Below are 26,547 nucleotides of genomic sequence, written 5' to 3' on the forward strand. Positions count from 1 at the left end.
CTCTTCCCCCATTCCCCATTCCCGAATCCCCACTCCCTGCCTCACAACAACACCACGTCGAACTGCTCCTGCAGGTATTGTTCGTCGGCCTGGAAGCGGATGGTCTTGCCGAGGAATTCCTCCAGCTCGGCCACGGCCGCCGATTCCTCGTCGGTGATGCGCGCCACCACCTTGGTCGAGGCGATCACCAGCAGACGCGCCGCGTCGAACTGGCGCACCGCGCGGGTGATCTCGCGGAAGATCTCGTAGGTCACGGTCTCGGCGGTCTTGATCGAGCCGCGCCCGCTGCACTCCGGGCACGGTTCGGACAGCTGCCGCTCCAGGCTCTCCACGGTGCGCTTGCGGGTCATCTCCACCAGGCCCAGCGGCGAGAACTCGTACACCGTGGTCTTGGCGTGGTCGCGCGAGAGCGCCTTCTCCAACGTGCGCAGCACCTGGCGGCGGTGCTCGGCGTCGTCCATGTCGATGAAGTCGATGATGATGATGCCGCCGAGGTTGCGCAGGCGCAGTTGCCGCGCCACCGCCTGCGCCGCCTCCAGGTTGGTGCGGAACACCGTCTCCTCGAGGTTGCGCTGGCCCAGGAACGAGCCGGTGTTGACGTCGATGGTGGTCATCGCCTCGGTCTGGTCGATGACCAGGTAGCCGCCGGACTTCAGCGGCACCTGCTTGTCCAGCGCGCGGGCGATCTCGTCCTCGACCCCGTACAGGTCGAAGATCGGGCGGTCGCCGGTGTACAGCTCCAGGCGCTCGGCCAGCACCGGCATGTACTTGGCGACGAAGGCCTGCAGCCGTTCGAAGGTCTCGTGCGAATCGACCTTCACCTTCTCCACGTCCTTGCGGATCAGGTCGCGCACCGCGCGCAGCGGCAGGCTCAGGTCCTCGTAGATGATGCTGGCCGGGGCGCCGTCGCGGCCGCGCCGCTCGACCACGTTCCAGACCCGCGACAGGTAGGCGATGTCCTCGGCCAGCGCCTCGGCCGGCTGGCCCTCGGCATTGGTGCGGATGATGTAGCCGAAGCCGCCGTGGCTGGCGGCCAGGTCGGCGACCAGGGTCTTCAGGCGCTGCCGCTCGGCTTCGTCCTCGATCCGCGCCGACACGCCGATCACCCGCGACTGCGGCAGCAGCACCAGGTAGCGCGAGGGAATGCTGATCTGGGTGGTCAGCCGCGCGCCCTTGCTGCCGATCGGGTCCTTGACCACCTGCACCACGATGTCCTGGCCGTCGCGCAGCAGTTCCACGATCGGCACCGCCGCCGACACCGGCAGCGGCGTCGCCTCCTCGGTGTCGCCGTTGCCGACCGGCGCCGGCCGCACCACGTCGTTGGCGTGCAGGAACGCGGCGCGCTCCAGCCCGACCTCGACGAAGGCCGCCTGCATGCCCGGCATCACCCGTTGCACCCGGCCCTTGTAGATGTTGCCGACCACGCCGCGGCGCCAGCCGCGCTCGATGTGCAGCTCCTGCAGCATTCCGTTCTCGATGACGGCCACCCGGGTCTCGCGTGGTGTGACGTTGACCAGGATCTCTTGCGACATCACAGCACTCCGAAGGTGCGCAGCAGGTGGTGGGTCTGGTGCATGGGCAGGCCCATCACCCCGGAATAGCTGCCGTCGAGACGGCTGACGAAGCGCTCGGCGCCGCCCTGGATCGCATACGCGCCGGCCCGCCCCATCGGCTCGCCGCTGGCCACGTAGTCGGCGATGTCGCGCGCGGACAGGTCGGCGAAGGTCACCGCCGTGGGCACCAGCACCAGCTCCTCGCGGCCGGCGGCGACCAGCGCCACCGCGGTCATCGCCTGGTGGGTGCGTCCGGACAGGGCCGCCAGCATCTTTGCGGCGTCCTCGGCGTCGGCCGGCTTGCCGAAGACGCGGTCGTCCAGCACCACTTCGGTGTCGGCGCCGAGCACGACCGCGTCGGCGCTGTCGGCCAGCTGCGCCAGCCCGGCGCGGGCCTTGTCCAGCGCCACCCGGCGCACGTAGGCCTGCGCCGACTCGTCGGCCGCGCGCACTTCCGGCACCTCGAGATCGAGGATCCGGAACGGCACGCCGAGGCGGGTCAGCAGTTCGTTTCTGCGGGGGGAACGGGACGCGAGATACAGCATGGCCGAAGGATAACCCGAGCGGACTGGCTGAACGAACGCCGATGGCGCGACGATCGCTTCAACCCCGGCGAAGATCACGACGCGTTCATCGTCGCGGCAACACCCTCGCCCCATTCTTCAAGGAGAACACCGATGCGCGCATTGTCCGTCCGCCCGCTGCTGCTGGCCCTGTCCCTCGCCCTAGGAGGCACGATGACCGCCCATGCCCAAACCGCCGCGCCCGGCTACGCCGTGCCCGCCGACGGCACCCTGCTCAACATCGCCGCGCAGGCCGAGGCCAAGCGCACGCCCGACGTGGCGGCGATCTCGGCCGGCGTGGTCACCCAGGCCACCGACAGCGCCGCGGCGATGCGCCAGAACGCCGAGCAGATGACCAAGGTGCTGGCCGCGATCCGCACCGCCGGCATCGCCGACAAGGATGTGCAGACCAGCGGCGTCAGCCTCAACCCGCAGTACAAGTACGCCGAGAACCAGGCCCCGCAGATCATCGGCTACCAGGCCAGCAACTCGGTCAACCTCAAGGTGCGGGACATCGCCAAGCTCGGCAAGGTGCTCGACGCGCTGGCCGCGCAGGGCGCCAACCAGATCAACGGCCCCACCTTCGAGATCGACGATCCGGAACCGCTGTACGACCAGGCCCGGGTCGATGCGCTGAAGAAGGCGCAGGCGCGCGCGCAGAGCTACGCCAAGGCGCTGGGCCTGCGCGTGCGGCGCATCGTCAGCATCTCCGAGGGCAGCGGTGGCGGCGTGCGTCCGCCGATGCCGATGATGCGCGCGATGGCGATGAAGGCCGAGGCCGACACCCCGGTGGCCGCGGGCGAAAGCAGCGTCTCGGTCAACCTGGACGTGGTGTTCGAACTGGGCAAGTAAGCCGGCGGCCCCGGCCACACCTCGCGACGGCGCCTGCGGGCGCCGTCGTCGTGTCCGGATCCGGCAGCACCGCCCTTCGCCACTGTGGCACTTGGCGCCGATCTCCGCCACCGCTTGCCAAAGCGCCCGCGACCGGCGCACTGTCGAAGCGCGGACCGGCGCCACGACCCCATCCGCCGCCCCCGTGCGTTTCCCCGTACCGCAGTCCACGACACTCCTATCGCAGAGGTGGATCCATGGTTCGCACGCAACTCCCCGCCCCGTCCTTCCGCATCGACCTGTCCCGGGTCCTGGCCTACAGCACCGCGATCGCCCTGCACCTGCTGGCCGCCCTGTTGCTGCTGCTTCCGCTCTCGCACGTGGCCGCGCCGCCGGAACCGGCGCAGGTGCAGCCGCGCTGGCAGCAACCCATGGTGATCCCGGTTACCCCGACGCCGCCAACCCTTCCCACCGTCGAGAAACAGCTGCCGACCCAACCGCGCGCGCCCACCGCGGTGCCGGTGCCGGTGCCAACTCCGACACCGGCGGCGCTGGTCGACAGCAGCCCGGTGGCGCTGGACACCGCGCCCAGCGTCGACCCCACGCCCAGCATCGCCGCGCCCAGCCTGCCGCCGGCGAGCGTGGGCACACCGGTGGAAGGCATGCAGTTGCAGTACCTGCGGGCGCCGGCCCCGGCCTATCCGCGCGACGCGCTGCGCGAGCACCTGCAGGGCAGCGTGCTGCTGCGGGTGCTGGTCGGCACCGACGGGCAGCCGCTGCAGGTCACCGTCGAGAAGAGCAGCGGCCACCGGGCGCTGGACCTGGCCGCCCGCGATCAGGTGCTCAAGCGCTGGGCGTTCCAGCCAGCGCTGCAGAACGGCACGCCGGTGCAGGCGTACGGGCTGGTGCCGATCGATTTTTCGCTGGATCGCTGAGGCAACCGATGCGGCGGCCGGGGCAGCCTCGGCCGCTCGCGTTAGGCAAAAATTCACCTTTTGTTCACGATAGATACACCTAGATGGAAACCAGCCGATCGTCAAAACGTCGGCACTTTCGCCAGAAAGCCACAACCTGCGTTTCCAGTTAGGAGAGAAACTGTGAACACCCTGATCCAACGGCGTGCAACCCGCCGTTCCCTGCTGTGTGCCTCCGTTGCCGGCGTGCTCGCCGCCCTCGCAGGCCCTGCCGCCTTCGCCCAAGAAGCGGCCACCAGTCTCGACCGCATCACCGTCACCGGCTCCAACATCCCGCGCACCGATACCGAGACCCCGTCGCCGGTACAGGTGGTGACCCGCCAGGAAATCGACCGCACCGGCAAGACGTCGCTGGCCGAGTACCTGCAGACCCTGACCGCCGACGGCGCCGGCTCGATCCCCAAGAGCTTCGGCAACGGCTTCGCCGGCGGCGGCGCCGGCATCTCGCTGCGCGGCCTGGGCGCCGGTTCCACCCTGGTACTGTTGAACGGCCGGCGCATGGCCACCTACGGCCTGGCCGACGACGGCCAGAAGGTCTTCACCGACCTGAGCACCATCCCGCTGGACGCGGTCGAGCGGGTCGAAGTGCTGAAGGACGGCGCCTCGGCGATCTACGGCTCCGACGCCATTGCCGGCGTGGTCAACATCATCCTGCGCAGCGACTTCCAGGGCGCGATCCTGCGCGGCTCCTACGGCATCTCCGGCGACGGCGATGGCGATGCGCGCAAGGCCACCCTGACCGCCGGCACCGGCGACCTCTCCAGCGACGGCTGGAACGCCTTCTTCAGCCTGGACGTGGGCAAGACCGACGCGATCAAGATCAGCGACCGCAAGGACCGCAAGTGGATCGGCACCGGCGACATCCGGCGCTGGGGCTACGCGGCGCAGGACGCGCAATTCCTCGGCGGCGCCTACCTCAGCGGCGGCACCGCCGGCGGCACCGGCCCCAACGGCTCGGTGTTCAACACCGCCGGACAACTGGTGGCGCTCCCCGGCTGCGCCGGCCTGACCACCATCCCCGGCCAGAGCGACGCCACCGCGCAGGCGCAGGGCTGCCTGTGGGATCCGGCCCAGCAGTTCCGCGACTTGGCGCCGGAAGAGAAGTACGTCAACGTGTTCGGCCGCGCCAGCTTCGCCTTCGGCGAAGGCGGCGAGATCTACACCGAGATCGGCTACTCGAAGAAGAACACGGTGTTCTCCAACACCCCGTCGGCCGTGTCCGGCGGCTGGGGCTACCCAGGCGGCCCGGTCAACGCCAACAGCGGCGCCGGCGCCACCGTGCTCTACGCCGGTCATCCGGACAATCCGCTGCCCTACGCCGCGCGCCTGCGCTACAGCGCCTGGGACGTGGGCCCGCGGGTGACCGACAACACCAACGAGTTCAACCGCTTCCTGGTCGGCGTGAAGGGCAACTGGGGCGACTGGAGCTACGACACCGGCTACCTGCACTCGGGTACCGACCTGGTCAACAAGCGCACCGGCTTCCTGCGCTACAGCGCAGTGCGCTGCGTGCTGGGCAACCCGGCCTGCCCGGCCGGCACCTGGCGCATCGGCGACAATGCCAATCTGAACTCGCAGGCGCTGTACGACTACATCTCGCCGACGATCAGTGCGCGCGCCAAGTCCGAACTGGACATGTTCGACTTCAACGTCTCGCGCAGCCTGGCCGATCTCAAGGGCGGCCCGCTGGGCCTGGCGTTCGGCGCCGAATGGCGCAAGACCAGCAATAGCCTGACCCCGCAGACCTACACCGACGTCGGCGACATCATCGGCCTGGGCTACTCGGCCTACGACGGCACCCAGAACGTCTACGCCGCCCACGTCGAGCTGTCGGCGCCGGTGCTGGAGCAGCTGGAACTGTCCGCGGCGCTGCGCTACGACAAGTACGACGGCGGCGACGGCAAGGCCACGCCGAAGTTCGGCGTGAAGTGGACGCCGGCCGACTGGATCGCGCTGCGCGCCAGCTACGCCGAGGGCTTCCGCGCACCGAACCCGGCCGAGAACGGCGACGGCGGCCTGGCCGCGTTCTCCAACGCCCGCGATCCGGTGCGCTGCGCGATCGATCCGGCCAACGAGTGCACCGCGCGCTCGGTGGCGATCATCACCCGCCCGAACCCGGCGCTGAAGCCCGAGGAATCCAAGAGCTACTCCGTGGGCTTCGTGCTGCAGCCGACCTCGACCACCTCGCTGACCGTGGACGGCTGGGAGATCAAGCGCACCAACGAGATCGCCCAGGGCAGCACCGCCGACGCGATCGCCGCCGGCAACGTCCTGCGCGACAGCAACAACATCGGCGGCGTGCCGAACAGCGGCACCATCCTGGCGGTCAACACCGGCTACGTGAACGCGAACTCCTCGCGCGTGCGCGGCATCGATACCGACATCCGCCAGACCTTCGCGATCGGCCCCGGCCAGTTGGAGCTGGACGCGCAGTGGAGCCACCTGCTCAAGTTCGAGCGCACCGAAGGCGACACCACCGTCGACTACGTGGGCACGCACGGCAACTGCGACGTGACCAACTGCATCGGCACCCCGCAGGACCGCATCAACTTCGGCACCACCTGGAAGCAGGGCACCTGGAGCGTGAGCGGCGTGGTCAACTACATCGACAGCATCGAGAACAAGGATCGCCGCGGCGGCGACTACCAGGCGTTCTACGCCGACGGTACGCCGGTCAAGAAGATCGCCTCGTTCACCACCTTCGATCTGTCGGGCCGCTGGAACATCACCGAAGCCTTCGAACTGAACGCCTCGGTGCAGAACGTGTTCGACCGGATCGCCCCGCTGGATCCGACCACCTACGGTGCGGTCAACTACAACCCGCTGCACTTCAGCGGTGCGGTCGGCCGCTACTTCACGGTGGGCGCGAAGTACACGTTCAACTGATCGCGAACGTCGCACTGCAGTCGCAACGAAAAGCCCGGGCGAGAGCCCGGGCTTTTTTATGGGACCTCCGCGCACGACGTTGCCGTGCACGCACGCATGCCACCGCGCGCGCTTTACCAGGCCGCGATCAGCGATCAGCGATCAGGCGCGATGATAGGGGTGATTGGCCAGCATCGCCGCGGCGCGGTAGAGCTGCTCGGCCACCACCAGCCGCACCAGCATGTGCGGCAGGGTCAGCGGCCCCAGCGACCAGGATTCGCTGGCGACCGCCAGCACCTCCTGCGAATGGCCTTCGGGCCCGCCGATCAGGAACGCCAGGTCGCGCCCCTGCCCGCGCCAGTGCTCCATGCGCTGCGCCAGTTGCTCGGAGCTGTGTTGCTTGCCGGGCACGTCCAGCGCCACCACCAGCGCGTTCTTCGGCAGCGCCGCCAACACCCGGCGCCCTTCGTCCTCGATCGCGCGCTGCGCATCGCGGCCCTTGCCGCGCAGGCCAGGTTCGATCTCGACCAGCTCCAGCGGCAGCCAGTGCGAGAGCCGCTTGCGGTACTCGGCGAACCCCTGCGCCACCCAGGCCGGGGCGCGCTCGCCGGTGGCGATGAGGCGCGCCTTCATGGCGTCGACCGCCACGCGCGCATCATCCGCGCTCCGCCACGCAAGCAGCAGCGGCGGCGTCCTGCGCCTCGCGCGCCGCACGCTGCTCGCGCAACCACTGCTTGAGCGTGGAGGGCTGCTGCAGCGCACGCCGGTCCTCCACGCAATACGCGATCTCGTCCTGCAACTGGCGCTTGATCTGCGCCATCAGCGCATCCAGGCGCCGCGGCTGCGGGCGGCGCTCCAGGGCCAGCCCGTAGTCGGCCACGAACGCATCGACCACCTGCGCCAGCTCCCGCTCGACCTGCTGCAGTTGCGTGGCGAACATCGCGGCGTAGTCGCCGATCCGCTCCTCGGCCATGGACGCGATTCCGGCGTGGTCCAACTGACCGATCTCAAGTTGCAGTTCCAGCAGGCCCAGCAGATCGTCCTGGCGGTAGACGCGGTTGAGTTCCTGCATCAGCGCGGTCTTGCGTTCGCGTTGCCGCGCATCGGGCTCGCGGTCCGGATGCAGCGCCGCGACCAGGCTGCGGTACAGCGCGCGCCGCGCCTGCTGCGGATCGAACTCGCTCGCGGCCGCCGCGCCCGCGCCGGCGCGGCGGCGCTTGGCATGCCGTTGCGCGCGCCCGTCCGCATGCGCCCGCTGCTGGTGCTGGCGCTGCTGCAGTTGCGCGTACAGCGCTTCCGGGGACGGCAGGTGCTGCAGTTCTTCGACGGTCAGGCCGAACTCCACGGCGAGCGCCGCCTGCATCGCGGCGTCTTGCATGACATCGCCGCCCTCACCTTGCGCGCCGCGGTGGCGCGCATGGATCGGCTTCAGCGCGTCGAACCCGGGTTGCTCCAGCAGCGGCGCGGCCAGCGCGCAGAGCGTCTCGGACAAGTCCGCACGCTCGCGCTTGCCCAGCTTGTGTGCGGCATGCGCGGCGTCCAGGTCCTGCACCAGTTGCGCCTGCGCGGCGTCGCGCGCCTGCAGCAGCGGCTCGACCTGCGCATGGAACCGCTGTTCCCAGCGCGGCAGCGCCTCGCGCCAATCACGCAATTCCAACCGGGTCCGCTCCAGACGCTCGATCAGTGCATCGAAGCGCTTGCGCGCCGGGGTGGCCAGCGGCGGTGCGGCGGTGTCGGCCGCGGCGCGGAGCCGTGCGGACGGCGCAAGGTCGGACGCGGCCGCCGGCGCGCCGGCCTGGCGCTTAGGCATCGCGTGCCGGGTCGTCGCCGTCGTCGTCGCCCGGCGGCTGGTCACCGACCGTCCACAGCCGCTCCAGCGCATAGAACTCGCGCACCCGCGGCAGCATCACGTGCACCACCACGTCGCCGAGATCGACCAGCACCCACTCGGCCTCGCGCTCGCCTTCCACGCCCAGCGGCATCACGTCCAGGCGCTTGGCGTACTTGATGACTTCGTCGGCGATCGACTTGACGTGACGGGTGGAGGTACCGGAGACGATGACCAGGTAGTCGGTGACGCTGGACTTGCCGCGCACGTCGATTTCCGCCACGTCCTTGGCCTTGAGTTCCTCGACTGCCTCGCGGACATGGGCGAGCAGGACCGGCAGCGGCGGCGGCGGATTGGGGACTTGGGTCTTGATGACGTGGGCTTGACTGGACAAAGCGGCGAACTCGATGGAATGGGGCGAATTATAGGCGACCCCGGCACGGCGCGTATTCAGCCGGCGCGGGCGGCGCCGGAGGCATACAGGCCATGGTCGCGGATGTAGGCGGCGACCGGTGCCGGCAGCAAGGCCGGCCAGTCCTCGCCGGCGGCGATGCGCGCGCGCACCAGGCTGGCCGATTCGCTGCGCAGCGGCTGCCGCAGGCACCACAGCCGGCCGCCCGGCGCCCGGGTCAGCGCCTGCGGCGTGTCGGCCCAGCGTCCGGCCACCGCCTGCGCCAGTTCCGCCGGCACCGCCCGCTCCCAGCCGCTGCCGGCGCGGTCGGCGACGATCAGGTGCGCGGCCTCGAGCAGCGCCCGCCACTCGCGCCAGCCGTTGAAGCCGACGAAGCTGTCGCTGCCGATCAGCAGCGCCAGCGGCGCCTCGGCACCGAGTTCGCCGCGCAACTCGCGCACCGTGTCGATGCTGTAGGACGCCACGCCCGGCCGGGCCTGCGCGCGGTGCAGCTCGTGCAGGTCCAGCACCAGCCCCGGCGTGTCGGCGATCGCCAGCGCCAGCATCGCGCAGCGCTGCTGCGCATCGGCCCCGGGCGCCGGCCGATGCGGCGGATCGGCCGCCGGCATCAGCCGCACCGGCACCCCGAACGCATCCCGCGCCGCCCGCGCGATCGCCAGGTGGCCGTTGTGGATGGGATCGAAGGTGCCGCCGTAGACGACGGTGAGAGGCCGGGATTCGGGAGTGGGGAGTGGGGATTCGCCAAGGGCGGGGCGTTCTTCGCGAGCATCCGGCATCGCCGGATCGCCGCTGTTGCCAATCCCCAATCCCGATTCCCCAATCCCGACGCTCATACCACCAACAACCGCACCGCCCGCGCCTCGGCGATCGCCAGCAGCAGGCGCTCCAGCGCGATCCAGGCGTCGCCATCGGCGCGGCCCTTGGCGATGCGGTCGATGCGGCCGGCCTCGGCGGCGAAACGCTCCCAGCGGCGCGGTTCGGCATGCCGCTGCAGGGCGCGCTTGAACGGCGCCTGCCGCGACTCCCAGATGCCCTGCCCCTTCATCTCTGCGGCCAGGTTGCCGCCGGCGGCCTGCACCTTGGCCAGCGCGGCGGTGCGCAGCAGTTCCTTGATCAGGATCGGCAGCAGCGCGGCCACCGCCTCGCCCTCGGCGCGCAGGCCGGCGAGCATGCGCCGCACCGCCGGCGCCTGTCCGCCGAGCGTGGCCTCGGCCAGGCGGAACACGTCGTAGCGCGCAGCATCGGCGACCAGCGACTCCATCGCCGCCACGTCCAGGCCCTGGCCGTCGGCCAGCAGGGCCAGCTTGTCGATCTCCTGCGCCGCCGCCAGCAGGTTGCCTTCCACCCGTTCGGCCAGGCGCTGCACCGCGCCGGCGTCGGCGCGCAGGCCCTTGCTGCGCAGGCGCCGCTCGATCCAGTCGCCCAGTTCGTGCGGCTTGATCGCCCAGGCCACGGCGATGGTGCCGATGCGGCCGACGGCGTCGGCCCATTTGCCCTGGTGCGCCTTGCTCCACTCGTTGCAGGTGATCAGCAGCACCACGTCCGGCGGCGGGTCGGCGCAGAACGCGCTGATGACCTCACCGCCCTCCTTGCCGGGCTTGCCGCTGGGCAGGCGCAGCTCGATCAGCCGTTGCGCGCTGAACAGGCTGGGCGCGTTGAAACTGGAATACAGCTGGCCCCAGTCGAAGTCGCGGCCATCGGCGTCGAACACTTCGCGCTCGCTGATGCCGGCGGCGCGCGCGCGGGCGCGCACCGCGTCGGCGGCCTCGAGCACGCGCAGGGTTTCCGGACCGGCGATCAGGTAGACCGGCTGCAGCGGCTGCGAGGCCGGCTGGGTGGCGAGTTGTTCGGGGCGCAGTTCCATGGCGACAGCCTACGCCATCGCCGCGGCGGACTGCGGCGGACGCGTCGCCTCCGCGCCGGGCGACGCGGACACCGCGCGCGGCGACGGCGGCAGCGGAAGCGCGCTCAAGGCTGCGGCGTGGTCGCCGGCTTGCCGTCGGCCGGCGTGGCGTCGGCCGGCTTGCCCTGCACAGGCGTGCCGTCGGTCGACGGCGGCGCGGCGTTGACGTCCTTGCCGTCGCGCACCTGGGCGCGCACCACGCTGTCGATCCGGCGCAGCATCGACGCCGACATCTCGCGGCGCAGTTCGTCGGCCAGGATCTCGCGCTCGGTGGAGGTACCGGTGGCGTCGGTCGGTGGCGACACGTAGTCGCGCGACAGTTCGATCACCTGCTGCGGCACCAGCACGCTGCCGTCGGCGCGGCGGAACACGAAGATCGCCGCGTAGCGCAGGCTGTATTCCTGGGCGCGGCCTTCGGCGTCGAGCGCGATCGGCAGGTCGCCCCAGCGCTCGGACAGCACTTCCAGGCGGGCCACGCCGGTGTTGACGTCCTTGGGCGCGATCTGCGCGCCGGCGGCGCGCAGGCCGCGCTCGAGCAGCTTGGCCAGTTCGCTGTACGGCGCCGAGGACACCACCTTCACCGACGGCGTGTCGGCCGGCAGCGTCAGCTTGTTGCGCAGGTGGAAACCGCAGGCGGTCAGGGACGCCGCGAAGACGAGAGCGAGCAGGAGTCGGGTCATGGACACAGTCTGGAGGAGCCGGCTGGGTGCGGCAACAGGCGGCTAGCCTGCCGTACGCCGCGTGAACGCGGGTTGAGACCTGCCGCGCCGCGCGGCCGCGGCGCGGCCGATGCGGCGCGCCGGCTCACGCCGCCACCAGGTTCACGATCTTGCCGGGCACGATGATGATCTTGCGGATGCTCAGCCCTTCCAGGAACTTGGCCGCATTCGGCTCGGCCTGGGCCAGCGCCTCGATCTGCTCGCGCGGGGTGTCGGCACCGACCTCGATGGTGCCGCGCAGCTTGCCGTTGACCTGCACCGCCAGGGTCACCGCGTCGCGCACCAGCGCGGCCGGGTCCGGCTGCGGGAACGGTACGTCTTCCAGCAGCGTCGGTGCATGGCCCAGCGCCTGCCACAGCGCGTGGCTGGCATGCGGGGTGATCGGGTTGAGCAGCAGCACCGCCGCTTCCAGGGCTTCCTGTCGCACCGCGCGGCCCTGCGCGCTGGCGTCGTCGAACTTGGCCAGCGCGTTGGTCAGTTCCATCACCGCGGCGATGGCGGTGTTGAAGCTGTGGCGGCGGCCGTAGTCGTCGGCGACCTTGCCGATGGTCTCGTGGGTCTTGCGCCGCAGCGCCTTGTGCTCGGCGTCCAGCGCGGCCGGGTCCAACGCCGGGGCGGCGCCGTCGGCGGCGTGCTTGTGCACCTGCGCCCACAACCGGCGCAGGAACCGCGCCATGCCGTCCACGCCGGCCTCGTTCCACTCCAGCGACTGCTCCGGCGGCGCGGCGAACATCGAGAACAGGCGCACCGTGTCGGCGCCGTACTTGCCGACCATGGCCTGCGGATCGACGCCGTTGTTCTTGGACTTGGACATCTTCTCGGTGCCGCCGATCAGCACCGGCTGGCCGTCGCCGCGGTGCACCGCGCCGATCACCCGCGCCTTGTCGTCGCGCTGCACGTCCACGTCGGCCGGATTGATCCAGTCCTTGGAGCCGTCCGGGTTCTGCCGGTAGAAGGTCTCGGCGATCACCATGCCCTGGGTCAGCAGGTTGGTCGCCGGCTCGTCGCTGTCCACCAGGCGCGCGTCGCGCAGCAGCTTGTGGAAGAAGCGGAAGTACATCAGGTGCAGGATCGCGTGCTCGATGCCGCCGATGTACTGGTCCACCGGCAGCCAGTAGTTGCCGCGCTTGTCGACCATGTCCTTGGCGCCGGGCGAGGTGTAGCGCGCGTAGTACCAGCTCGACTCCATGAAGGTGTCGAAGGTGTCGGTCTCGCGCTCGGCCGCCGCGCCGCACTGCGGGCAGGTGGTCTTGCGCCATTCCGGGTCGGTCTTCAGCGGCGAGCCGGTGCCGCTCAGCGCCACGTTCTCCGGCAGCAGCACCGGCAGCTGGTCTTCCGGCACCGGCACCGCGCCACAACTTTGGCAATAGATCACCGGGATCGGGCAGCCCCAGTAGCGCTGGCGGCTGACGCCCCAGTCGCGCAGGCGGTAGTTGACCCGGCGCTGGCCCTGGCCCTTGCGCTCGAAGCGCTCGGCCAGCGCCTCGAACGCGCCCTGGAAGTCCAGCCCGTCGAACTCGGCGGAATTGACCAGTTCCAGCTCGCGGGTCTTGTCGCCGTACCAGTCCTGCCAACGGCTCGGATCGTAGTGCCGCTCGTCGTCGTGCTTGGGCGCCTTCAGCGCGATCACCTGGCGGATCGGCAGGGCGTACTTGCTGGCGAATTCGAAATCGCGCTGGTCGTGGCCGGGGACCGCCATCACCGCGCCGGTGCCGTAGCCCATCAGCACGAAGTTGGCGACCCACACCGGCACCTGCTCGCCGCTGATCGGATGCACCGCGGTCAGGCCGGTGTCCATGCCGCGCTTTTCCTGCGTCTCCAGTTCCGCCTCGGAGACGCCGCCCTGCTTCAGCTCGGCCAGCAGCGCGGCCAGCTGCGGATTGGACTTGGCCGCGTGCAGCGCCAGCGGATGCTCGCTGGCGATGGACACGAAGGTCACGCCCATCAGCGTGTCCGGGCGCGTGGTGAACACACGCAGCGGGTCCAGCGCGCTGCCGTCGGCGTCGCGCACGTCGAACTGGATCTCCAGGCCCTCGGAACGGCCGATCCAGTTGCGCTGCATGGTCTTGACCGACTCCGGCCAGCCCGGCAGCTGGTCCAGGCCGTCCAGCAATTCCTGCGCGTAGTCGGTGATGCGCAGGAACCACTGCGGGATCTCGCGCTTTTCCACCAGCGCGCCGGAGCGCCAGCCGCGGCCGTCGATGACCTGCTCGTTGGCCAGCACGGTCTGGTCGATCGGGTCCCAGTTCACCACCGCGTTGCGGCGGTAGGCCAGGCCCTTGCGCATCAGCCGGGTGAACATGCGCTGCTCGTGCACGTAGTACTCGGGCCGGCAGGTGGCGAACTCGCGCGACCAGTCGATGGCGTAGCCCAGCGACTTGAGCTGGCTGCGCATGTGGTCGATGTTGGCGTAGGTCCACTTCGCCGGCGCGGTCTTGTTCTTGATCGCCGCGTTCTCGGCCGGCAGGCCGAACGCGTCCCAGCCCATCGGCTGCAGCACGTTCTTGCCGATCATGCGCTGGTAGCGGCTGATCACGTCGCCGATGGTGTAGTTGCGCACGTGGCCCATGTGCAGCGCCCCGGACGGGTACGGCAGCATCGACAGGCAGTAGAACTTGGGCTTGTCGGAGGTCTCGTCGACCTCGAAGGCGCGGGTGGCGTCCCAGAACTGCTGGGCGGACGATTCGACCTGCTGCGGGTCGTAGGCGGTGGGCTCGACGGCGGACATGGAAACGGGCAAGGGCCAGGCGGCAACAAAGCAGCCAAGGGTACCGTAGCGCGGCAAGCCGCTCCAATCCCGGCGACGGACGGCAACGGCGCGCAACACCCCCTGCGCGCCCGGCAGGCGCGGGGAACCGCGGCTGCAGTGGCTTCGGCGCCGTGGGCGAGCACGGCGGGCCTCGGCCATGGCACGGCACACCACGCCGCCCAGTGCGCAAGGCCGGCAGGGTCAGCCGCGGTGCGCGACCGCCTGCGGACCCGGCCAGCAGGCCAGCAACGCCAGCCAGCCCCACCACAGCAGGAACACCAGCCGCTGCGCCAGTGCCGGCGACAGCAACCGGTCCAGCGCGAACGCCCCCAGCGCCACCAGCAGCGCCATCCCCAACGCCAGCGCAGCCCAGCCGCGCGCGGCGGGATCGCGGCGCGCGCCCAGCCCCAGCAGGGCCGCGGCCGCCACCAGCGCCACCACCCACAGCAGCCAGGCGCTGGCATGCAGTTGGGTCGCGCGCGCCTCCAGGTCGGTCGGGTCCAGCGGCAGCAGGCCCATGCCGGCAAAGGCCAGCCCCGCCAACAGCAGCAGTTGCCCGCCGACCCGCAGCGACCAGGGCGCGTGGCGGCCGGCGCGGCGCAGCAGCCGCAGCGCCAGTGCCAGCGCTAGGCACCCGGGCAGCACGAACGCCAGCAGATTGAACGCCCAGGCATGCGGGATGCCGCGCGCACCGAGCAGGGCCAGCGGATGCGACCACGGCAGATATCCGGGCAGCACCGCGCCGAAGCCCAGCATTGCCGCCACCGCGGCCACCGCCAGCAGCGGCCCGACCCAGCGCATCACCCGTTCGCTCACCTCGCCCATCCGCCACCGTCCTTTCGCGCCGCCATGGCGCCTGCAGCCGCACATTGTCGCCGCTGCGGCCGCGGCCGGCACCCATGGCGCGGCGACGCCACCCTTGCATCGGCGCCGCCGCGCCTCCATACAGAGCGTCCTCTCGCCTGCGATGACACTGCCCATGTCCGACACGCCCCACGTTTTCGACGCCAAGACCGAGACCTTCGAAGCCGACGTGCTGCAGCGCTCGCTGCAGACGCCGGTGCTGGTGGACTTCTGGGCGCCCTGGTGCGGCCCGTGCAAGACCCTGAGCCCGATCCTGGAAAAGCTGGCCGCCGAGTACAACGGCGGCTTCGTGCTGGCCAAGGTCGACGTGGACCAGGAGCAGCAGATCGCCGCGGCGTTCCAGATCCGCTCGGTGCCGACGGTGTTCCTGGTCAAGGGCGGGCAACTGGTCGACGGCTTCCCCGGCGCCCTGCCCGAGGGCCAGTTGCGCGAGTTCCTGACCCAGCACGGGATCGCGTCGCTGGCCGCGCAGGAACCGGCCGAGGCCGTGCCGGCCGCGCCGCTGGATCCGCACGCCGAGGTGCAGCGCCTGCGCGAGGCGGTGGCGGCCGAGCCGGACAAGGACGAACTGAAGCTGGACCTGGCGCTGGCCCTGGTCAAGGTCGGCGCCGCCGCCGAGGCCGAGACCCTGATCGACGCGCTGCCGGCCAACCTGGCCACCGACGAGCGCGCGGTGCGGGCACGGGCGCGGCTGGGCTTCGTCGGCGCGCTGCAGGCAGCGCCGCCGCTGGAGACGCTGCAGGCCACGCTGGCGCAGGATCCGAGCGATCTCAAGGCGCGCTACCTGCTGGGCGTGCGCCACCTGGTCGGCGGCGACGACGCGGCCGCGCTGGAGCAGTTCCTGGAGATGCTTCGCCAGGACCGCACGTTCGAGGACGGCCTGCCCAAGAAGGCGCTGATCGACGCGTTCCGGGTGATCGAGGACGAGGACCTGGTGGGGCAGTACCGCCGCAAGATGTCCGCTCTGTTGTTCTGAGACTACAATCGCATTTCCGGCGGCTGGCAACGGCGTCTCCAGCCGCCGCGACAGTCGGACACGCCCCGGCCTGCCTCGTGGATGCCGTGATCAGGGACGAACGCTGCCTGGCGATCCGCGGGCAGCGCCGGCCCGGTCTTTTGCCGGACAGATGACGTGAATCAGTACGACCGCCGCATGCCCCTGCCCCCCCATCGTGCCCGGGCAAGCATGCGCCGGCTTGCCGGCCTGCTGTGCTGGATCGGCCTGCTACTCGCTCCTGCGGCGATGGCGCAGGACTGGCACTACCGGGTGCGCCCCGGCGACACGCTGTGGGACCTGGGCCGGCACTATCTGCGCCCGGACGTGGACTGGATGCTGCTAGGCCAGCACAACCAGGTGGCCGATCCGTACCGGTTGGCCCCCGGGGCGCGGCTGCGCTTCCCGATCGCCTGGCTGCGGGTGCAGCCGGCACCGGCGCGGTTGGTCGCGCTGCGTGGCCAGATCAGCGTGCAGACCGCCGACCGCGCGACGCTGTCGGCGCAGGAAGGCATGCCGCTGCCGATCGGCAGCGCGCTGCAGACCGGCGCCGACGCCAGCGCCACCGTGCAGTTCGCCGACGGCTCGCGCATGCAGGTACGCGAGAACAGCCTGATCCGCTTCGACCAATTGATCCGCTACGGCGCCACCGGCATGGTCGACACGCGGGTACGGCTGGAGAAGGGCCGCACCAGCAACGATGTCATCCCCGCCAACGGCCCCGCCTCGCGCTACATCATCCAGACCCCGAGCAGCACCAGCAGCGTGCGCGGCACCCGCTTCCGCGTCGGCGCCGGCGACGGCCACCAACTCGCCGCCACAGAGGTGCTGCAGGGCGCGGTGCGGGTGGCCGGCGGCGGCGGCCAGCGCCTGCTGCAGCCGGGCGATGCGGCGCGGGTGGGCGCGGGGGCGGCGCCGCTGCCGGAACCGCTGCTGCCGGCGCCGATGCTGGACCTGGCGCACAGTCGCCTGCAGCGCCCGCCCTACCTGCTCGCCTGGGCGCCGCTGGCCGGCGCCAGCCGCTACCGCCTCGAGGCGGTGGACGCGCAGCAACGCGAGGTGCTGCGCTTCGCCCAGGAAACCGAGGGCACCGCACTGGCGCTGGACGCGCTGCCGGCCGGCGACCTGCGGCTGCTGCTGCGCGGCGTCACCGCCACCGGGGTGGAAGGCCAGGACGCCGAGCAGCCGCTGCTGGTCTCGGCCACGCCGCTGCCGCCGCTGACGGTGCAACCGCTGCAGCAGCAGCGACTGCGCATCGCGCGGCCGCGTTTCGCCTGGACCCGCAACCCGGAGGCGATCAGCAGCGTGCTGCAACTGGCGCGCGATGCGCAGTTTCGGGACCTGTTGCTGGAGCAGGAGACCGACGCGACCCATCTGCGCGCGCCGCAGCCCCTGCCGCCCGGCACCTACTTCTGGCGCCTCGCCTCGCGCGATGCGCAAGGCCGGCAAGGCCCGTTCGGGCAGGCGCTGACGCTGCATCTCAGCGATACGCCGGTCGATCCCGGCCTGGCGCCGGCGCAGGCCGAGCGCGGCACGCTGACCCTGCGCTGGCAGCCCGACCCGGACGCGCGCCATTACCGGGTGCAACTGGCGCGCGATCCCGCGTTCCGCCGCGGCCTGCTCGAACGCACCGTGACGCAGCCGCAGGTCGCGCTGCCGCGGCCGCGCCGCGGCACCTGGTACGTGCGCATCCAGACCCTGGACGCGGAGGGCGAGGCCGCGCCGTTCTCGACGCCGCAGACGCTGGACCTGCCCTGCCGCTACTGCAAGCTCGGCACGGCCGGCGGCGTGCTGCTGCTATGGCTGGCGTTGTGAACGCCGCGCTGCTGCGACACGTGCTGGTGGCGTTCGCCGCAGCCGCACTGGCTGCGGCCCTGAGCCTGGGCGATGTCACCGAGCGGCTGGACAACGCGCTATACGACGCGGCGATCGCGCAGGCGCCGCGTCCGGCCGATCCGCGCCTGCTGCTGATCGCCATCGACGACCGCAGCCTGCAGGCACTGGGCCAGTGGCCATGGCGACGCGACCTGCACGCGCGCCTGCTCGACCGGCTCACCGCTGCGGGCACCGAGCGGGTGGCGCTGGACCTGCTGTTCAGCGAGCCGGGCCTGCAACACGCCGACGACGATGCGCGCCTGGCCGCGGCGCTGCGGCGCAATGGCCGCACCGTGCTGCCAGTGATCGGCAGCGCCAGCGGTGCGGACATGCCGCAGGAACTGCTGCCGATCCCCGCCATCGCCAGCGCCGCGGCGGCGCTGGCGCACACCGACCTCGCCGTCGATGCCGACGGCGTCGCGCGCGGCGTGTACCTGCGCGCCGGGCTCGGCAGTGCGCACTGGCCGGCGCTGGCCGCAGCCCTCACCGGCCGCGCGCTGCCGCCGGCGCCGGCGGCCACCGACGCGCCCTATGCCTGGCATCGCGCCGACTACGTCGGCCTGCATTTCGCCGCGCCGTCGACACCGTTCGCGCAGGTGTCCTACGTCGACGTCGTGCAGGGCCGGATCCCGCTGCAGTCCCTGCGCGCACGCCTGGCGATCGTCGGCGTCACCGCCACCGGCCTGGGGCAGCGGGTGATGACGCCGATGTCCGATGCGCGCTGGATGAGCGCGCCCGAATACCAGGCCAACATCGCGGCGATGCTGTTGCGCGGCGATCCGATCCTGCCGTCGTCGCGCACGGCCCAGGTGGCCGGGTCCGCGCTGCTGGTGCTGCTGGCCTGCCTGGGGACGCACTGCGCCGGCTGGCGGAGACGGCGCTGGCTGGCACCGCTGGCGAGCATGGCGGTGATCGCCGGCGGCAGCCTGCTGTGGCTGCTGGTCAGCAACCGCTGGTTCGCGCCGGGGGCGGCCCTGCTCGCCCTGGCCGTCGTCGCCGCCGGCCAGTTGTGCCTGCACGCGGCACGCTGGCGCCGCCAGGCGCGTCGCGACGCCCTGACCGGGCTGGTCAACCGTCACGGCTTCGAACAGGCCTTCGTCCAGGCGCTGGACGAGGCGCGGCGCAGCGGCCGGCCGCTGACGCTGATCATCGTCGATGTGGATCATTTCAAGCGCTACAACGACACCCTGGGCCATCGCACCGGCGACCGCGCACTGAAGCTGGTGGCCGCCGCGGTGGCGCGGCATGCGCGACATCCGCGCGAGGTCGCCGCGCGCTTCGGCGGCGACGAGTTCGCCATGATCCTGCCCGCCACCGACGCCACCGATGCCGGCCGCATCGCCGCGGCGCTGGTCGAGGAGATCCGCGGGCTGTCGCTGCGCGCGCCGAACGGCAGCGTCGCCATCACCGCCAGCCTGGGCGTGCACAGCGCCACGGCGACAGCGTTCACGTCCGAGCGCGCCTTTTTCGAATCTGCCGACGCCGCGCTGTACCGGGTCAAGCGCGGCGGACGCGACGGCTACGCGCTCAGCGACGCGCCGCCAGAGCACCATACGCATGCGTCTGGTACCCTGCCGCGCTCCGATCCACCCACGGCCGCGCAATGAAGCCATCGCTGTTCCGTCTGGGCCTGAACCTGTGGCCGCCGTTCCTGTTCGCCGGCATCCATGTGACCGCGCTGAGCGCCGACTACCGCCACGCGCGGGTCGAACTGCGCATGCGCCCGTGGAACCGCAACTACGTCGGGACGCATTTCGGCGGCAGCCTGTTCGCCATGACCGACCCGTTCTGGATGCTGCTGACCATGCAGAACCTGGGACGCGACTACTACGTCTGGGACAAGGCCGGCAGCATCGAGTTCGTGCGCCCGGGCCGCGGCACGGTCAGCGCGCAATTCGACCTGGACCAGGCCCTGTTGGACGACCTGCGCGCGGCCACCGCCGGCGGCGACAAGCACCTGCGCTGGTTCGAGACCGACGTCGTCGACGCGCAGGGCGAGGTGGTGGCGCGGGTGCGCAAGCAGGTGTACGTGAAGCGCAAGCCGCCGCGCTAGCGCGACCTGCGGCCCGCGGCTTCGCCGAGGCCGGCGCTGCATCTGCGCAGGCGGACACACCCCCGCATGCGAACGCGGCCGCGCCATCGGCGTGCGCGGCGTTGCGACGCGGGCCGCCTGTGCACGCCCCAGCCCAATCGCAGCTGCACGGCCGCGCCGCGCGACCATGCGGCGCCGCACCAACGGTCATCACGCGCCGCTACACTACGCGGATGTCGCCCGATCTCTCCGCTCCCGCTCCCACTCCCCGCCCGTCCCTGCAACGGCTGTTCTTCACCGGCCTGCTGACCCTGTTGCCGATCTGGCTGACCTGGGTCGTGGTCAAGTTCGTGTTCGTGCTGCTCTCGGGGATCAGCAGCCCCTGGGTGGTGCCGCTGTCGGTGCGCATCGCCGCTTCGTTCCCGCGCGAGCTGGGCTGGGCCACCGCGCAATGGGTGCAGAACACCATCGCCCTGATCGCCACCCTGGCGGTGATCCTGCTGGTCGGCATCCTCAGCCGGCGCATGATCGGCCAGCGCCTGCTGCGCTGGTTCGAGGCGGTGATGCGCCGCATCCCGCTGGCCAGCGTGGTCTACGACAGCGTGCGCAAGCTGGTGGACATCCTGCAGACCCAGCCCGGCAGCACCCAGCGCGTGGTGCTGATCGACTTCCCGCACCGGGACATGAAATCCGTCGGCCTGGTGACGCGGGTGATCAAGGAACACGGCACCGGCCGCGAACTGGCCGCGGTGTACGTGCCGACCACGCCCAACCCGACCTCCGGCTACCTGGAGATCGTGCCGGTGGAGCTGCTCACGCCCACCGACTGGAGCGTGGACCAGGCCATGAGCTTCATCATTTCCGGCGGCGCGGTGGCGCCGGAGAGCGTGCCGTTCACCCGGACCGTGGACCGCTGACGCCGATGCGCCGCGGCACGCTCGACGATCGCGCGGTCCGTCTGTTCATCGCCCTGGCGGCGTTCTTCTGCGTCAACGCCGCGCTGGCCGAGTTCATCGGGGTCAAGATCTTCGCCCTGGAAGACACCCTGGGCATCGCCCCGCTGAACTGGAACCTGTTCGGGCAGACCGGCTCGATGAACTTCACCGCCGGCACCCTGCTGTGGCCGCTGGTGTTCATCCTCACCGACACCATCAACGAGTTCTTCGGCCGCCGCGGCGTGCGCTTCATCTCCTGGCTGGCGGTGGCGCTGATCGGCTACGGCTTCCTGTTCGCCTTCGCCGCGATCGCGCTGGCCCCGGCCGGGTTCTGGGTCACCGCGGCGCAGAGCCAGGGTGTGCCCGACTACCAGGCCGCGTTCGCCGCGGTGTTCGGACAGGGCATGTGGACCATCGCCGGCTCGCTGGTCGCGTTCATGGCCGGCCAGCTGATTGACGTGGCGGTGTTCCACCGCATCCGCAGCGTGACCGGCGAGAAGCACGTGTGGCTGCGCGCCACCGGCTCCACCGCGGTCTCGCAGCTGATCGACAGCTTCGTGGTGATCTACATCGCCTTCGTGCTCGGCCCGCAGCACTGGTCGATGCAGCTATTCCTGGCGGTGAGCACGCTGAACTACATCTGCAAGATGCTGCTGGCGGTGCTGCTGATCCCGTTGCTGTACCTGATGCGGCGGCTGATCACCGACTATCTGACCCCCGAGCGCGCCGAACAACTGCGCGAGGAAGCGGCCGCCGACTGAACGCCGGCACACGCGCGAGCGCACCGCGCGCCCTTGCGCGCGGCCATCGTGCAGCGCCGCAGACGTCGGCCCCGCGTGGCCCGCCACGGCGGGTGCCTGCCGGCGGCAGGGGCAGCAAGCGCTCGCGGGCAGCGGCCACGGGTGGCCTCCGCGGTGCGGATCGGGCAAGCTCCCCGCTCGCTTGTCGTTGGAGCCCGCAATGCCGCCCCGCTTTCCCCGCCTGCTGTCCCTTGCCATCGCCACCGCCCTGAGCCTGTCGCTGGCGGCCCCGGCGGACGCGGCCAAGAAGAAGACCACCAAGCAGACCACCGCGCAGACCCGCGCCAAGGCCAACAAGGCGCGCAAGGCGCGGCCGGCACCGGCCCCGGTGGTGCTGACCAAGGCGCAGCAACTGAACAAGCTGTACGACGATTACTGGGAGGCCTCGCTCAGGCTCAATCCGCTGCAGGCCACCTTCCAGGGCGACAGCCGCTACAACGACCAGTTGCCGAACTTCCTCTCGGCCGCGTTCCGCCAGCAGTCGCACGACTTCACCGTGGAGTGGCTGGGCAAGGCCGAGGCGATCGGCAAGGACGGCCTGACCGGGCAGGACCTGCTCAGCTACGAGATCTTCGTCGGCGATGCGCGCAACGCGCTGGAGGCGGAGAAGTACCCGAGCTGGATGCAGCCGGTGAACCAGTTCTACAACGTCGGCAGCATCATGGTGATGCTCGGCTCCGGCACCGGTGCGCAGCCGTTCCGCACGGTCAAGGACTACGACAACTGGTCGCGGCGCGCGCTCGGCATTCCGGCTCTGTTCGACCAGGCGATCGCCAACATGCGCGAAGGCATGAAGGCCGGCGTGGTGCAGCCGCGCGCACTGATGGAGAAGGTGCTGCCGCAGCTGGATGCGATCATCAAGCCCACCGCCGAGGAGAGCCTGTTCTGGGGCCCGGTGCGCAACCTGCCGGCGGACATCCCCGAGGCCGAGAAGCAACGCATCACCGCCGAATACAAGCGCATGATCGAGTACCGCATAATGCCCGCCTACCGCTCGCTGCGCGGCTTCATCGCCACCGAATACCTGCCGGCCACGCGCACCACCGCCGGCGTCGGCGCTCTGCCCGGCGGCGACGCCTGGTACGCCTGGAACGTGCGCCAGAGCACCACCACCGACCTGACCCCCGTCCAGATCCACCAGATCGGCCTGGACGAGGTGGCGCGCATCCAGGGCCAGATCCAGGCGGTGATGAAGCAGGTGCGCTTCCGCGGCTCGATGCAGAAGTTCTTCAAGTTCATGCAGACCGACAAGCGCTTTACCTTCAAGAGCGAGGACGAGCTGCTGACCTATTACCGCGGCCTGGAAGGCCGGGTCGATGCGGCGGTGCCGCGCATGTTCTCGCTCAAGCCCAAGGCCGCGTTCGAGATCCGCCCGGTGGAGCCGTACCGCGCGCAGTCGGCCGCCGGCGGCTCGTACATGCGCCCCAGCGAGGACGGCCGTCCCGGCATCTTCTACGTCAACACCTACGACCTGCCCAGCCGCAAGACCTGGGATGCGGAAGACCTGTACCTGCACGAGGCCATTCCCGGCCACCACTTCCAGCTCGGCCTGCAGCAGGAGCTGACCAACCTGCCGAAGTTCCGCCGCTTCGGCGGCGAGACCGCCTTCATCGAAGGCTGGGGCCTGTACGCCGAATCGCTGGGCAAGGAACTGGGCCTGTACCAGGACCCGTACAACTACTTCGGCTACCTGCAGAACGAGCTGTGGCGCGCGATCCGCCTGGTGGTGGACACCGGCCTGCACAGCAAGGGCTGGACCCGCGAGCAGGTGATCGACTACATGCTGCAGAACTCGGCCACCAGCCGCACCGATGCCGAGGCCGAAGCCGAGCGCTACATGGCCATCCCCGGCCAGGCGCTGTCCTACAAGATCGGCGAGATGAAGATCCTGCAGCTGCGCGACTACGCCCGCGCGCAACTGGGCGACAAGTTCGACATCCGCGAGTTCCATGCCGAAGTGCTGAAGGACGGCTCGGTGCCGCTGAACGTGCTGCAGGAGAAGATCGAACGCTGGGTGGCGAGCAAGAAGGGGTGAGCGGGCGCTGCCCCGCGCGCGGGTATGTGGCCCGAATGGCGCAAGATCCAGAATGTCGCGAAATCTCTCGTAGGAGCGGCTTCAGCCGCGACCGGACATGCCTGGTAAAGCCCGGGCGCGGCTGAAGCCGCTCCTGCGAAAGAAGCTGCAATGGCGACGCGGAGACAGATCGTGCCTGTGTCCCCCTTGTGGGAGGGACTTCAGCCCCGACGCCGCTCACTGCAACGCGTCGGGACTGAAGTCCCTCCCACAAGAGCTGGAGGCGGCTGACCAGCGCCGACATCCGCTGCGACACCACCGGCGAAGACAGCATACGGCTGCGCGCAAGGCGAGCGCCTCATCGCTACGGCGATGCCAGATGCCGCGCCAGCTGCGCGATGTCCTGCGGTGTGGTGCGACAGCAGCCGCCGATCAGTCGAGCGCCGGCCGCACGCCAGTCGGCGAGGTGGTCGGCCAGGGTGCCAGCGTCGGCACCGTCGGTCTGCCAGCATTTGCGGTCGGCGTCGTAGCGCTCGCCAGCGTTCGGATACACCACCAAAGGCAACCGGGTCAGTGTCGCCAGGTGGCGCAACGCCGCGGTGGCAAGCGACGGCGCAATGCAGTTGACGCCGAGCGCGACCACCTGCGGATGGCCATCGAGCAACGCCACCACGTTGTGCAGCGGCGTGCCGTCGCTGAGATGCGCGGCGTCGCGCAAGGTGCAGGCGAACCAGGCGACAACCCGTGGAAATTCCTCCAGTACCTGCAGCAACGCCGCCATCTCCGACAACGACGGTTGCGTTTCGCAGGCCAGCAACGCCACGCCGGCCGCGACCAGGGCAGCGATGCGCAGGCGATGGAACGCCCGCATCTGCGCCGGCGTCAGCACGTAGTCGCCGCGATATTCGGATCCGTCGGCCAGATAGGCGCCATACGGACCGACCGAGCCGGCGACCAGCAGCGGCCCTGCCTGCGGATGCCGCGCGAGATGCGCCTGCCGCGCCTGCTGCGCCAGTTCGACGCTACGCGCGATCAAGTGCTGCGCTTGCGCGAGGTCGATTCCGCGCGCGGCAAAGCCCTGCGGCGTGGCCTGGTAGCTGGCGGTGATCGCGCACTGCGCACCGGCGGCGAAATAGTCCTGGTGCACCTGGCGGATCAACTGCGGCTGCTCCAGCAGGATCTTCGCCGACCACAGCGGATCGCGCAGATCGCAGCCGCGCCGCTCCAGTTCGGTGGCCAGGGCGCCGTCGAGCACCAGGCACCGGTCCTCGGCCAGCAGCGCGGCAAGCGGGTTGTGCGGCATGGCGTCAGCCTCGCAGCGACGGAACGCGTAGTGTCGCAGACGGGGCCGGCGCGGTCGCGCCGCTGCGCTATGCTGCCGGCATGCCGCTCTCCCTATTGCTGACTGTGCACGACAGCACCACCGCGCCGCCTGCGCGCACGGCCGCCAGTGCCCACGCCCACTTCCCGAGCGCGCCGCGATGACGTCGCCACTCACCCTCGACGGCCTGCACCACGTGGCGATCATCGCCTCCGACTACGCGCGCTCCAAGGACTTCTACTGCCGCATCCTGGGCCTGCCGGTGATCGCCGAGGTCTACCGCGACGCGCGCGACTCCTGGAAGCTGGATCTGGCCCTGCCCGATGGCAGCCAGCTCGAACTGTTCTCGTTCCCCGCGCCGCCGCCGCGGCCGAGCCGCCCGGAAGCCTGCGGGCTGCGCCACCTGGCGTTGCGCGTGCGCGACCTGGACGCGGCGGTCGCGCACCTGCAGGCGCACGGCGTGGCGGTCGAGCCGATCCGCGTGGACGAATACACCGGCCGCCGCTTCACCTTCTTCGCCGACCCCGACGACCTGCCGCTGGAACTGTACGAGAGCGGCTGAATGCATGCCGGTGGTCACGCTGAACCGCATGCCGCAGTGCGGATTCCCAGCACCATACGCTTGGGTATACAGTCGGATCAGGCCGGCATCGCGCCGGCCGCACCGGACATCCCTCGGGAGGGGAACATGCGCACGAGCTTCAAGACCCTGATGCTGGCCCTGCCGCTGAGCGCGGCGGCATTCATGGCGCACGCCGCCGACACCACGCCGGTCGGCCGCTGGCAGACCATCGACGACGAAACCGGCAAGCCCAAGTCGATCGTGCAGATCGAACAGGCCGCCAACGGCACGCTGAGCGGCAAGGTGGTGGAGATCCTGCAGTCCAACCACGGCCCCAACCCGATGTGCGACAAGTGCGACGGCGAGCGCAAGGGCAAGCCGATCAAGGGCATGACCATCCTGTGGGGCCTCAAGCCCGACGGCGCGGCGGTGTGGGACGGCGGCTCGGTGCTGGACCCGGCCAAGGGCAAGACCTACAAGGCCAAGGTCACCCTCACCGACGGCGGCAAGAAGCTGCAGATGCGCGGCTACATCGGCATCGAGGCCCTGGGCCGGACGCAGACCTGGATTCGGGAGTAAAACCGGGACTCGGGGCCCGGGACCGGGGACCCGGAAAAGCGAGGTAGCGCGAAACGGAAGTTTTCCGCGCAACATGTTTCTCCAAAGGCGTCCGCGAGGGCGCCTTTTTTGTGGGCTGTCAGCGCGTCATGCACCGCTCTTCCGGGCCCCGGTCCCGGGCCCCGGGTCCCGGCT

At 70.6% G+C, this 26,547-nt stretch carries 23 protein-coding genes; 12 read left to right on the forward strand and 11 right to left on the reverse strand.

From position 1 onward, the window contains the following. Positions 1-41: 41 nt before the first annotated feature. Together rng and NUG21_RS13995 are read right to left on the reverse strand one after the other, a co-directional pair. Entirely contained in the window at positions 42-1,532 is a 1,491-nt protein-coding gene (gene rng, locus NUG21_RS13990; RefSeq protein ID WP_010340444.1) for a ribonuclease G, read from the reverse strand. Next, a complete protein-coding gene (locus tag NUG21_RS13995) occupies positions 1,532-2,098 on the reverse strand; it encodes a Maf family nucleotide pyrophosphatase (protein ID WP_263391180.1) in 567 nt (188 codons plus the stop codon). Before NUG21_RS13995 ends, rng begins: the two co-directional genes overlap by 1 nt. A 132-nt stretch (positions 2,099-2,230) precedes the next feature. Here NUG21_RS13995 and NUG21_RS14000 point away from each other — a divergent pair, with 132 nt between their 5' ends. The 3 genes from NUG21_RS14000 (at position 2,231) to NUG21_RS14010 (ending at position 6,807) form a co-directional block, all read left to right on the forward strand. After that, entirely contained in the window at positions 2,231-2,968 is a 738-nt protein-coding gene (locus NUG21_RS14000; protein WP_242082100.1) for an SIMPL domain-containing protein, read from the forward strand. Between the two features lie 236 nt (positions 2,969-3,204). Next, the gene (locus tag NUG21_RS14005) at positions 3,205-3,882 is read left to right on the forward strand and encodes an energy transducer TonB (protein ID WP_263391181.1); all 678 of its coding nucleotides are present in this window, start codon (positions 3,205-3,207) and stop codon (positions 3,880-3,882) included. Positions 3,883-4,044: 162 nt separating this feature from the next. After that, positions 4,045-6,807: a TonB-dependent receptor gene (locus NUG21_RS14010; protein WP_160947983.1), complete on the forward strand. Its 2,763-nt coding sequence runs from the start codon at positions 4,045-4,047 to the stop codon at positions 6,805-6,807. A 141-nt stretch (positions 6,808-6,948) separates the two neighbouring features. Here the strand turns inward: NUG21_RS14010 and rlmH are convergent, their stop codons facing one another. From rlmH to NUG21_RS14050, 8 genes are all read right to left on the reverse strand, one after another. Next, the gene (gene rlmH, locus NUG21_RS14015; RefSeq protein ID WP_263391182.1) at positions 6,949-7,419 is read right to left on the reverse strand and encodes a 23S rRNA (pseudouridine(1915)-N(3))-methyltransferase RlmH; all 471 of its coding nucleotides are present in this window, start codon (positions 7,417-7,419) and stop codon (positions 6,949-6,951) included. A 22-nt stretch (positions 7,420-7,441) separates the two neighbouring features. Then, positions 7,442-8,596, reverse strand: coding sequence for a J domain-containing protein (locus NUG21_RS14020; protein ID WP_263391183.1), 1,155 nt, complete (start codon positions 8,594-8,596; stop codon positions 7,442-7,444). Beyond that, positions 8,589-9,008 carry a ribosome silencing factor gene (gene rsfS / locus NUG21_RS14025; protein WP_160947986.1) on the reverse strand — a complete coding sequence of 140 codons (420 nt, stop codon included), beginning with the start codon at positions 9,006-9,008 and terminating at the stop codon, positions 8,589-8,591. The genes NUG21_RS14020 and rsfS overlap by 8 nt, the downstream gene beginning before the upstream one ends. 56 nt (positions 9,009-9,064) lie before the next feature. Next, a complete protein-coding gene (gene nadD / locus NUG21_RS14030) occupies positions 9,065-9,859 on the reverse strand; it encodes a nicotinate-nucleotide adenylyltransferase (RefSeq protein WP_263391184.1) in 795 nt (264 codons plus the stop codon). Further along, a complete protein-coding gene (holA, locus tag NUG21_RS14035; RefSeq protein ID WP_242082105.1) occupies positions 9,856-10,890 on the reverse strand; it encodes a DNA polymerase III subunit delta in 1,035 nt (344 codons plus the stop codon). Before holA ends, nadD begins: the two co-directional genes overlap by 4 nt. 104 nt (positions 10,891-10,994) lie before the next feature. Next, on the reverse strand, positions 10,995-11,609 hold the full coding sequence (lptE, locus tag NUG21_RS14040) for an LPS-assembly lipoprotein LptE (protein ID WP_160947989.1): 615 nt from the start codon (positions 11,607-11,609) through the stop codon (positions 10,995-10,997). 124 nt (positions 11,610-11,733) lie between these two features. Then, entirely contained in the window at positions 11,734-14,376 is a 2,643-nt protein-coding gene (gene leuS / locus NUG21_RS14045) for a leucine--tRNA ligase (RefSeq protein ID WP_263391185.1), read from the reverse strand. A gap of 222 nt (positions 14,377-14,598) precedes the next feature. Next, a complete protein-coding gene (locus NUG21_RS14050) occupies positions 14,599-15,222 on the reverse strand; it encodes a DUF998 domain-containing protein (RefSeq protein WP_160947991.1) in 624 nt (207 codons plus the stop codon). A 154-nt stretch (positions 15,223-15,376) separates the two neighbouring features. On the opposite strand from NUG21_RS14050, the gene trxA reads away from it, so the two are divergent. From trxA to NUG21_RS14085, 7 genes are all read left to right on the forward strand, one after another. Then, on the forward strand, positions 15,377-16,237 hold the full coding sequence (gene trxA, locus NUG21_RS14055; RefSeq protein WP_263391186.1) for a thioredoxin: 861 nt from the start codon (positions 15,377-15,379) through the stop codon (positions 16,235-16,237). Between the two features lie 210 nt (positions 16,238-16,447). Then, positions 16,448-18,070, forward strand: a complete 1,623-nt coding sequence (locus tag NUG21_RS14060) for a FecR family protein (RefSeq protein ID WP_263391187.1) — start codon at positions 16,448-16,450, stop codon at positions 18,068-18,070. Next, on the forward strand, positions 18,067-19,737 hold the full coding sequence (locus NUG21_RS14065; RefSeq protein WP_263391188.1) for a CHASE2 domain-containing protein: 1,671 nt from the start codon (positions 18,067-18,069) through the stop codon (positions 19,735-19,737). The genes NUG21_RS14060 and NUG21_RS14065 overlap by 4 nt, the downstream gene beginning before the upstream one ends. Then, the gene (locus tag NUG21_RS14070; protein WP_160947995.1) at positions 19,734-20,183 is read left to right on the forward strand and encodes a DUF4442 domain-containing protein; all 450 of its coding nucleotides are present in this window, start codon (positions 19,734-19,736) and stop codon (positions 20,181-20,183) included. The genes NUG21_RS14065 and NUG21_RS14070 overlap by 4 nt, the downstream gene beginning before the upstream one ends. A gap of 212 nt (positions 20,184-20,395) precedes the next feature. Further along, complete coding sequence (locus NUG21_RS14075; RefSeq protein ID WP_019797897.1) at positions 20,396-21,079, forward strand: DUF502 domain-containing protein; 684 nt, start codon at positions 20,396-20,398, stop codon at positions 21,077-21,079. A gap of 5 nt (positions 21,080-21,084) precedes the next feature. Further along, positions 21,085-21,858 carry a queuosine precursor transporter gene (locus NUG21_RS14080; RefSeq protein WP_160947997.1) on the forward strand — a complete coding sequence of 258 codons (774 nt, stop codon included), beginning with the start codon at positions 21,085-21,087 and terminating at the stop codon, positions 21,856-21,858. 199 nt (positions 21,859-22,057) lie between these two features. Beyond that, positions 22,058-23,932, forward strand: a complete 1,875-nt coding sequence (locus NUG21_RS14085; RefSeq protein ID WP_263391189.1) for a DUF885 domain-containing protein — start codon at positions 22,058-22,060, stop codon at positions 23,930-23,932. Positions 23,933-24,275: 343 nt separating this feature from the next. Here the strand turns inward: NUG21_RS14085 and mmuM are convergent, their stop codons facing one another. Next, positions 24,276-25,214, reverse strand: coding sequence for a homocysteine S-methyltransferase (mmuM, locus tag NUG21_RS14090; protein WP_263391190.1), 939 nt, complete (start codon positions 25,212-25,214; stop codon positions 24,276-24,278). Positions 25,215-25,392: 178 nt separating this feature from the next. Between mmuM and NUG21_RS14095 the strand changes: the two genes are divergently transcribed. Together NUG21_RS14095 and NUG21_RS14100 are read left to right on the forward strand one after the other, a co-directional pair. Next, positions 25,393-25,794 (forward strand): SMU1112c/YaeR family gloxylase I-like metalloprotein, encoded by a 402-nt coding sequence (locus NUG21_RS14095; RefSeq protein WP_263391191.1) that lies wholly within the window; start codon positions 25,393-25,395, stop codon positions 25,792-25,794. Between the two features lie 126 nt (positions 25,795-25,920). Then, positions 25,921-26,373: a DUF2147 domain-containing protein gene (locus tag NUG21_RS14100; RefSeq protein WP_019798306.1), complete on the forward strand. Its 453-nt coding sequence runs from the start codon at positions 25,921-25,923 to the stop codon at positions 26,371-26,373. Positions 26,374-26,547: the final 174 nt, after the last annotated feature.

Source organism: Xanthomonas sp. CFBP 8445, from assembly GCF_025666235.1.
In the GTDB taxonomy this organism is placed as follows: domain Bacteria; phylum Pseudomonadota; class Gammaproteobacteria; order Xanthomonadales; family Xanthomonadaceae; genus Xanthomonas_A; species Xanthomonas_A indica.

Coding starts and splice junctions, on each gene's coding strand:
- rng (WP_010340444.1), bottom strand. CDS start 1,532: ATGTCGCAAGAGATCCTGGTCAACGTCACACCACGCGAGACCCGGGTG.
- NUG21_RS13995 (WP_263391180.1), bottom strand. CDS start 2,098: ATGCTGTATCTCGCGTCCCGTTCCCCCCGCAGAAACGAACTGCTGACC.
- NUG21_RS14000 (WP_242082100.1), top strand. CDS start 2,231: ATGCGCGCATTGTCCGTCCGCCCGCTGCTGCTGGCCCTGTCCCTCGCC.
- NUG21_RS14005 (WP_263391181.1), top strand. CDS start 3,205: ATGGTTCGCACGCAACTCCCCGCCCCGTCCTTCCGCATCGACCTGTCC.
- rlmH (WP_263391182.1), bottom strand. CDS start 7,419: ATGAAGGCGCGCCTCATCGCCACCGGCGAGCGCGCCCCGGCCTGGGTG.
- NUG21_RS14020 (WP_263391183.1), bottom strand. CDS start 8,596: ATGCCTAAGCGCCAGGCCGGCGCGCCGGCGGCCGCGTCCGACCTTGCG.
- nadD (WP_263391184.1), bottom strand. CDS start 9,859: ATGAGCGTCGGGATTGGGGAATCGGGATTGGGGATTGGCAACAGCGGC.
- holA (WP_242082105.1), bottom strand. CDS start 10,890: ATGGAACTGCGCCCCGAACAACTCGCCACCCAGCCGGCCTCGCAGCCG.
- lptE (WP_160947989.1), bottom strand. CDS start 11,609: ATGACCCGACTCCTGCTCGCTCTCGTCTTCGCGGCGTCCCTGACCGCC.
- leuS (WP_263391185.1), bottom strand. CDS start 14,376: ATGTCCGCCGTCGAGCCCACCGCCTACGACCCGCAGCAGGTCGAATCG.
- NUG21_RS14050 (WP_160947991.1), bottom strand. CDS start 15,222: ATGGGCGAGGTGAGCGAACGGGTGATGCGCTGGGTCGGGCCGCTGCTG.
- trxA (WP_263391186.1), top strand. CDS start 15,377: ATGTCCGACACGCCCCACGTTTTCGACGCCAAGACCGAGACCTTCGAA.
- NUG21_RS14060 (WP_263391187.1), top strand. CDS start 16,448: ATGCGCCGGCTTGCCGGCCTGCTGTGCTGGATCGGCCTGCTACTCGCT.
- NUG21_RS14070 (WP_160947995.1), top strand. CDS start 19,734: ATGAAGCCATCGCTGTTCCGTCTGGGCCTGAACCTGTGGCCGCCGTTC.
- NUG21_RS14075 (WP_019797897.1), top strand. CDS start 20,396: ATGTCGCCCGATCTCTCCGCTCCCGCTCCCACTCCCCGCCCGTCCCTG.
- NUG21_RS14080 (WP_160947997.1), top strand. CDS start 21,085: ATGCGCCGCGGCACGCTCGACGATCGCGCGGTCCGTCTGTTCATCGCC.
- NUG21_RS14085 (WP_263391189.1), top strand. CDS start 22,058: ATGCCGCCCCGCTTTCCCCGCCTGCTGTCCCTTGCCATCGCCACCGCC.
- mmuM (WP_263391190.1), bottom strand. CDS start 25,214: ATGCCGCACAACCCGCTTGCCGCGCTGCTGGCCGAGGACCGGTGCCTG.
- NUG21_RS14095 (WP_263391191.1), top strand. CDS start 25,393: ATGACGTCGCCACTCACCCTCGACGGCCTGCACCACGTGGCGATCATC.
- NUG21_RS14100 (WP_019798306.1), top strand. CDS start 25,921: ATGCGCACGAGCTTCAAGACCCTGATGCTGGCCCTGCCGCTGAGCGCG.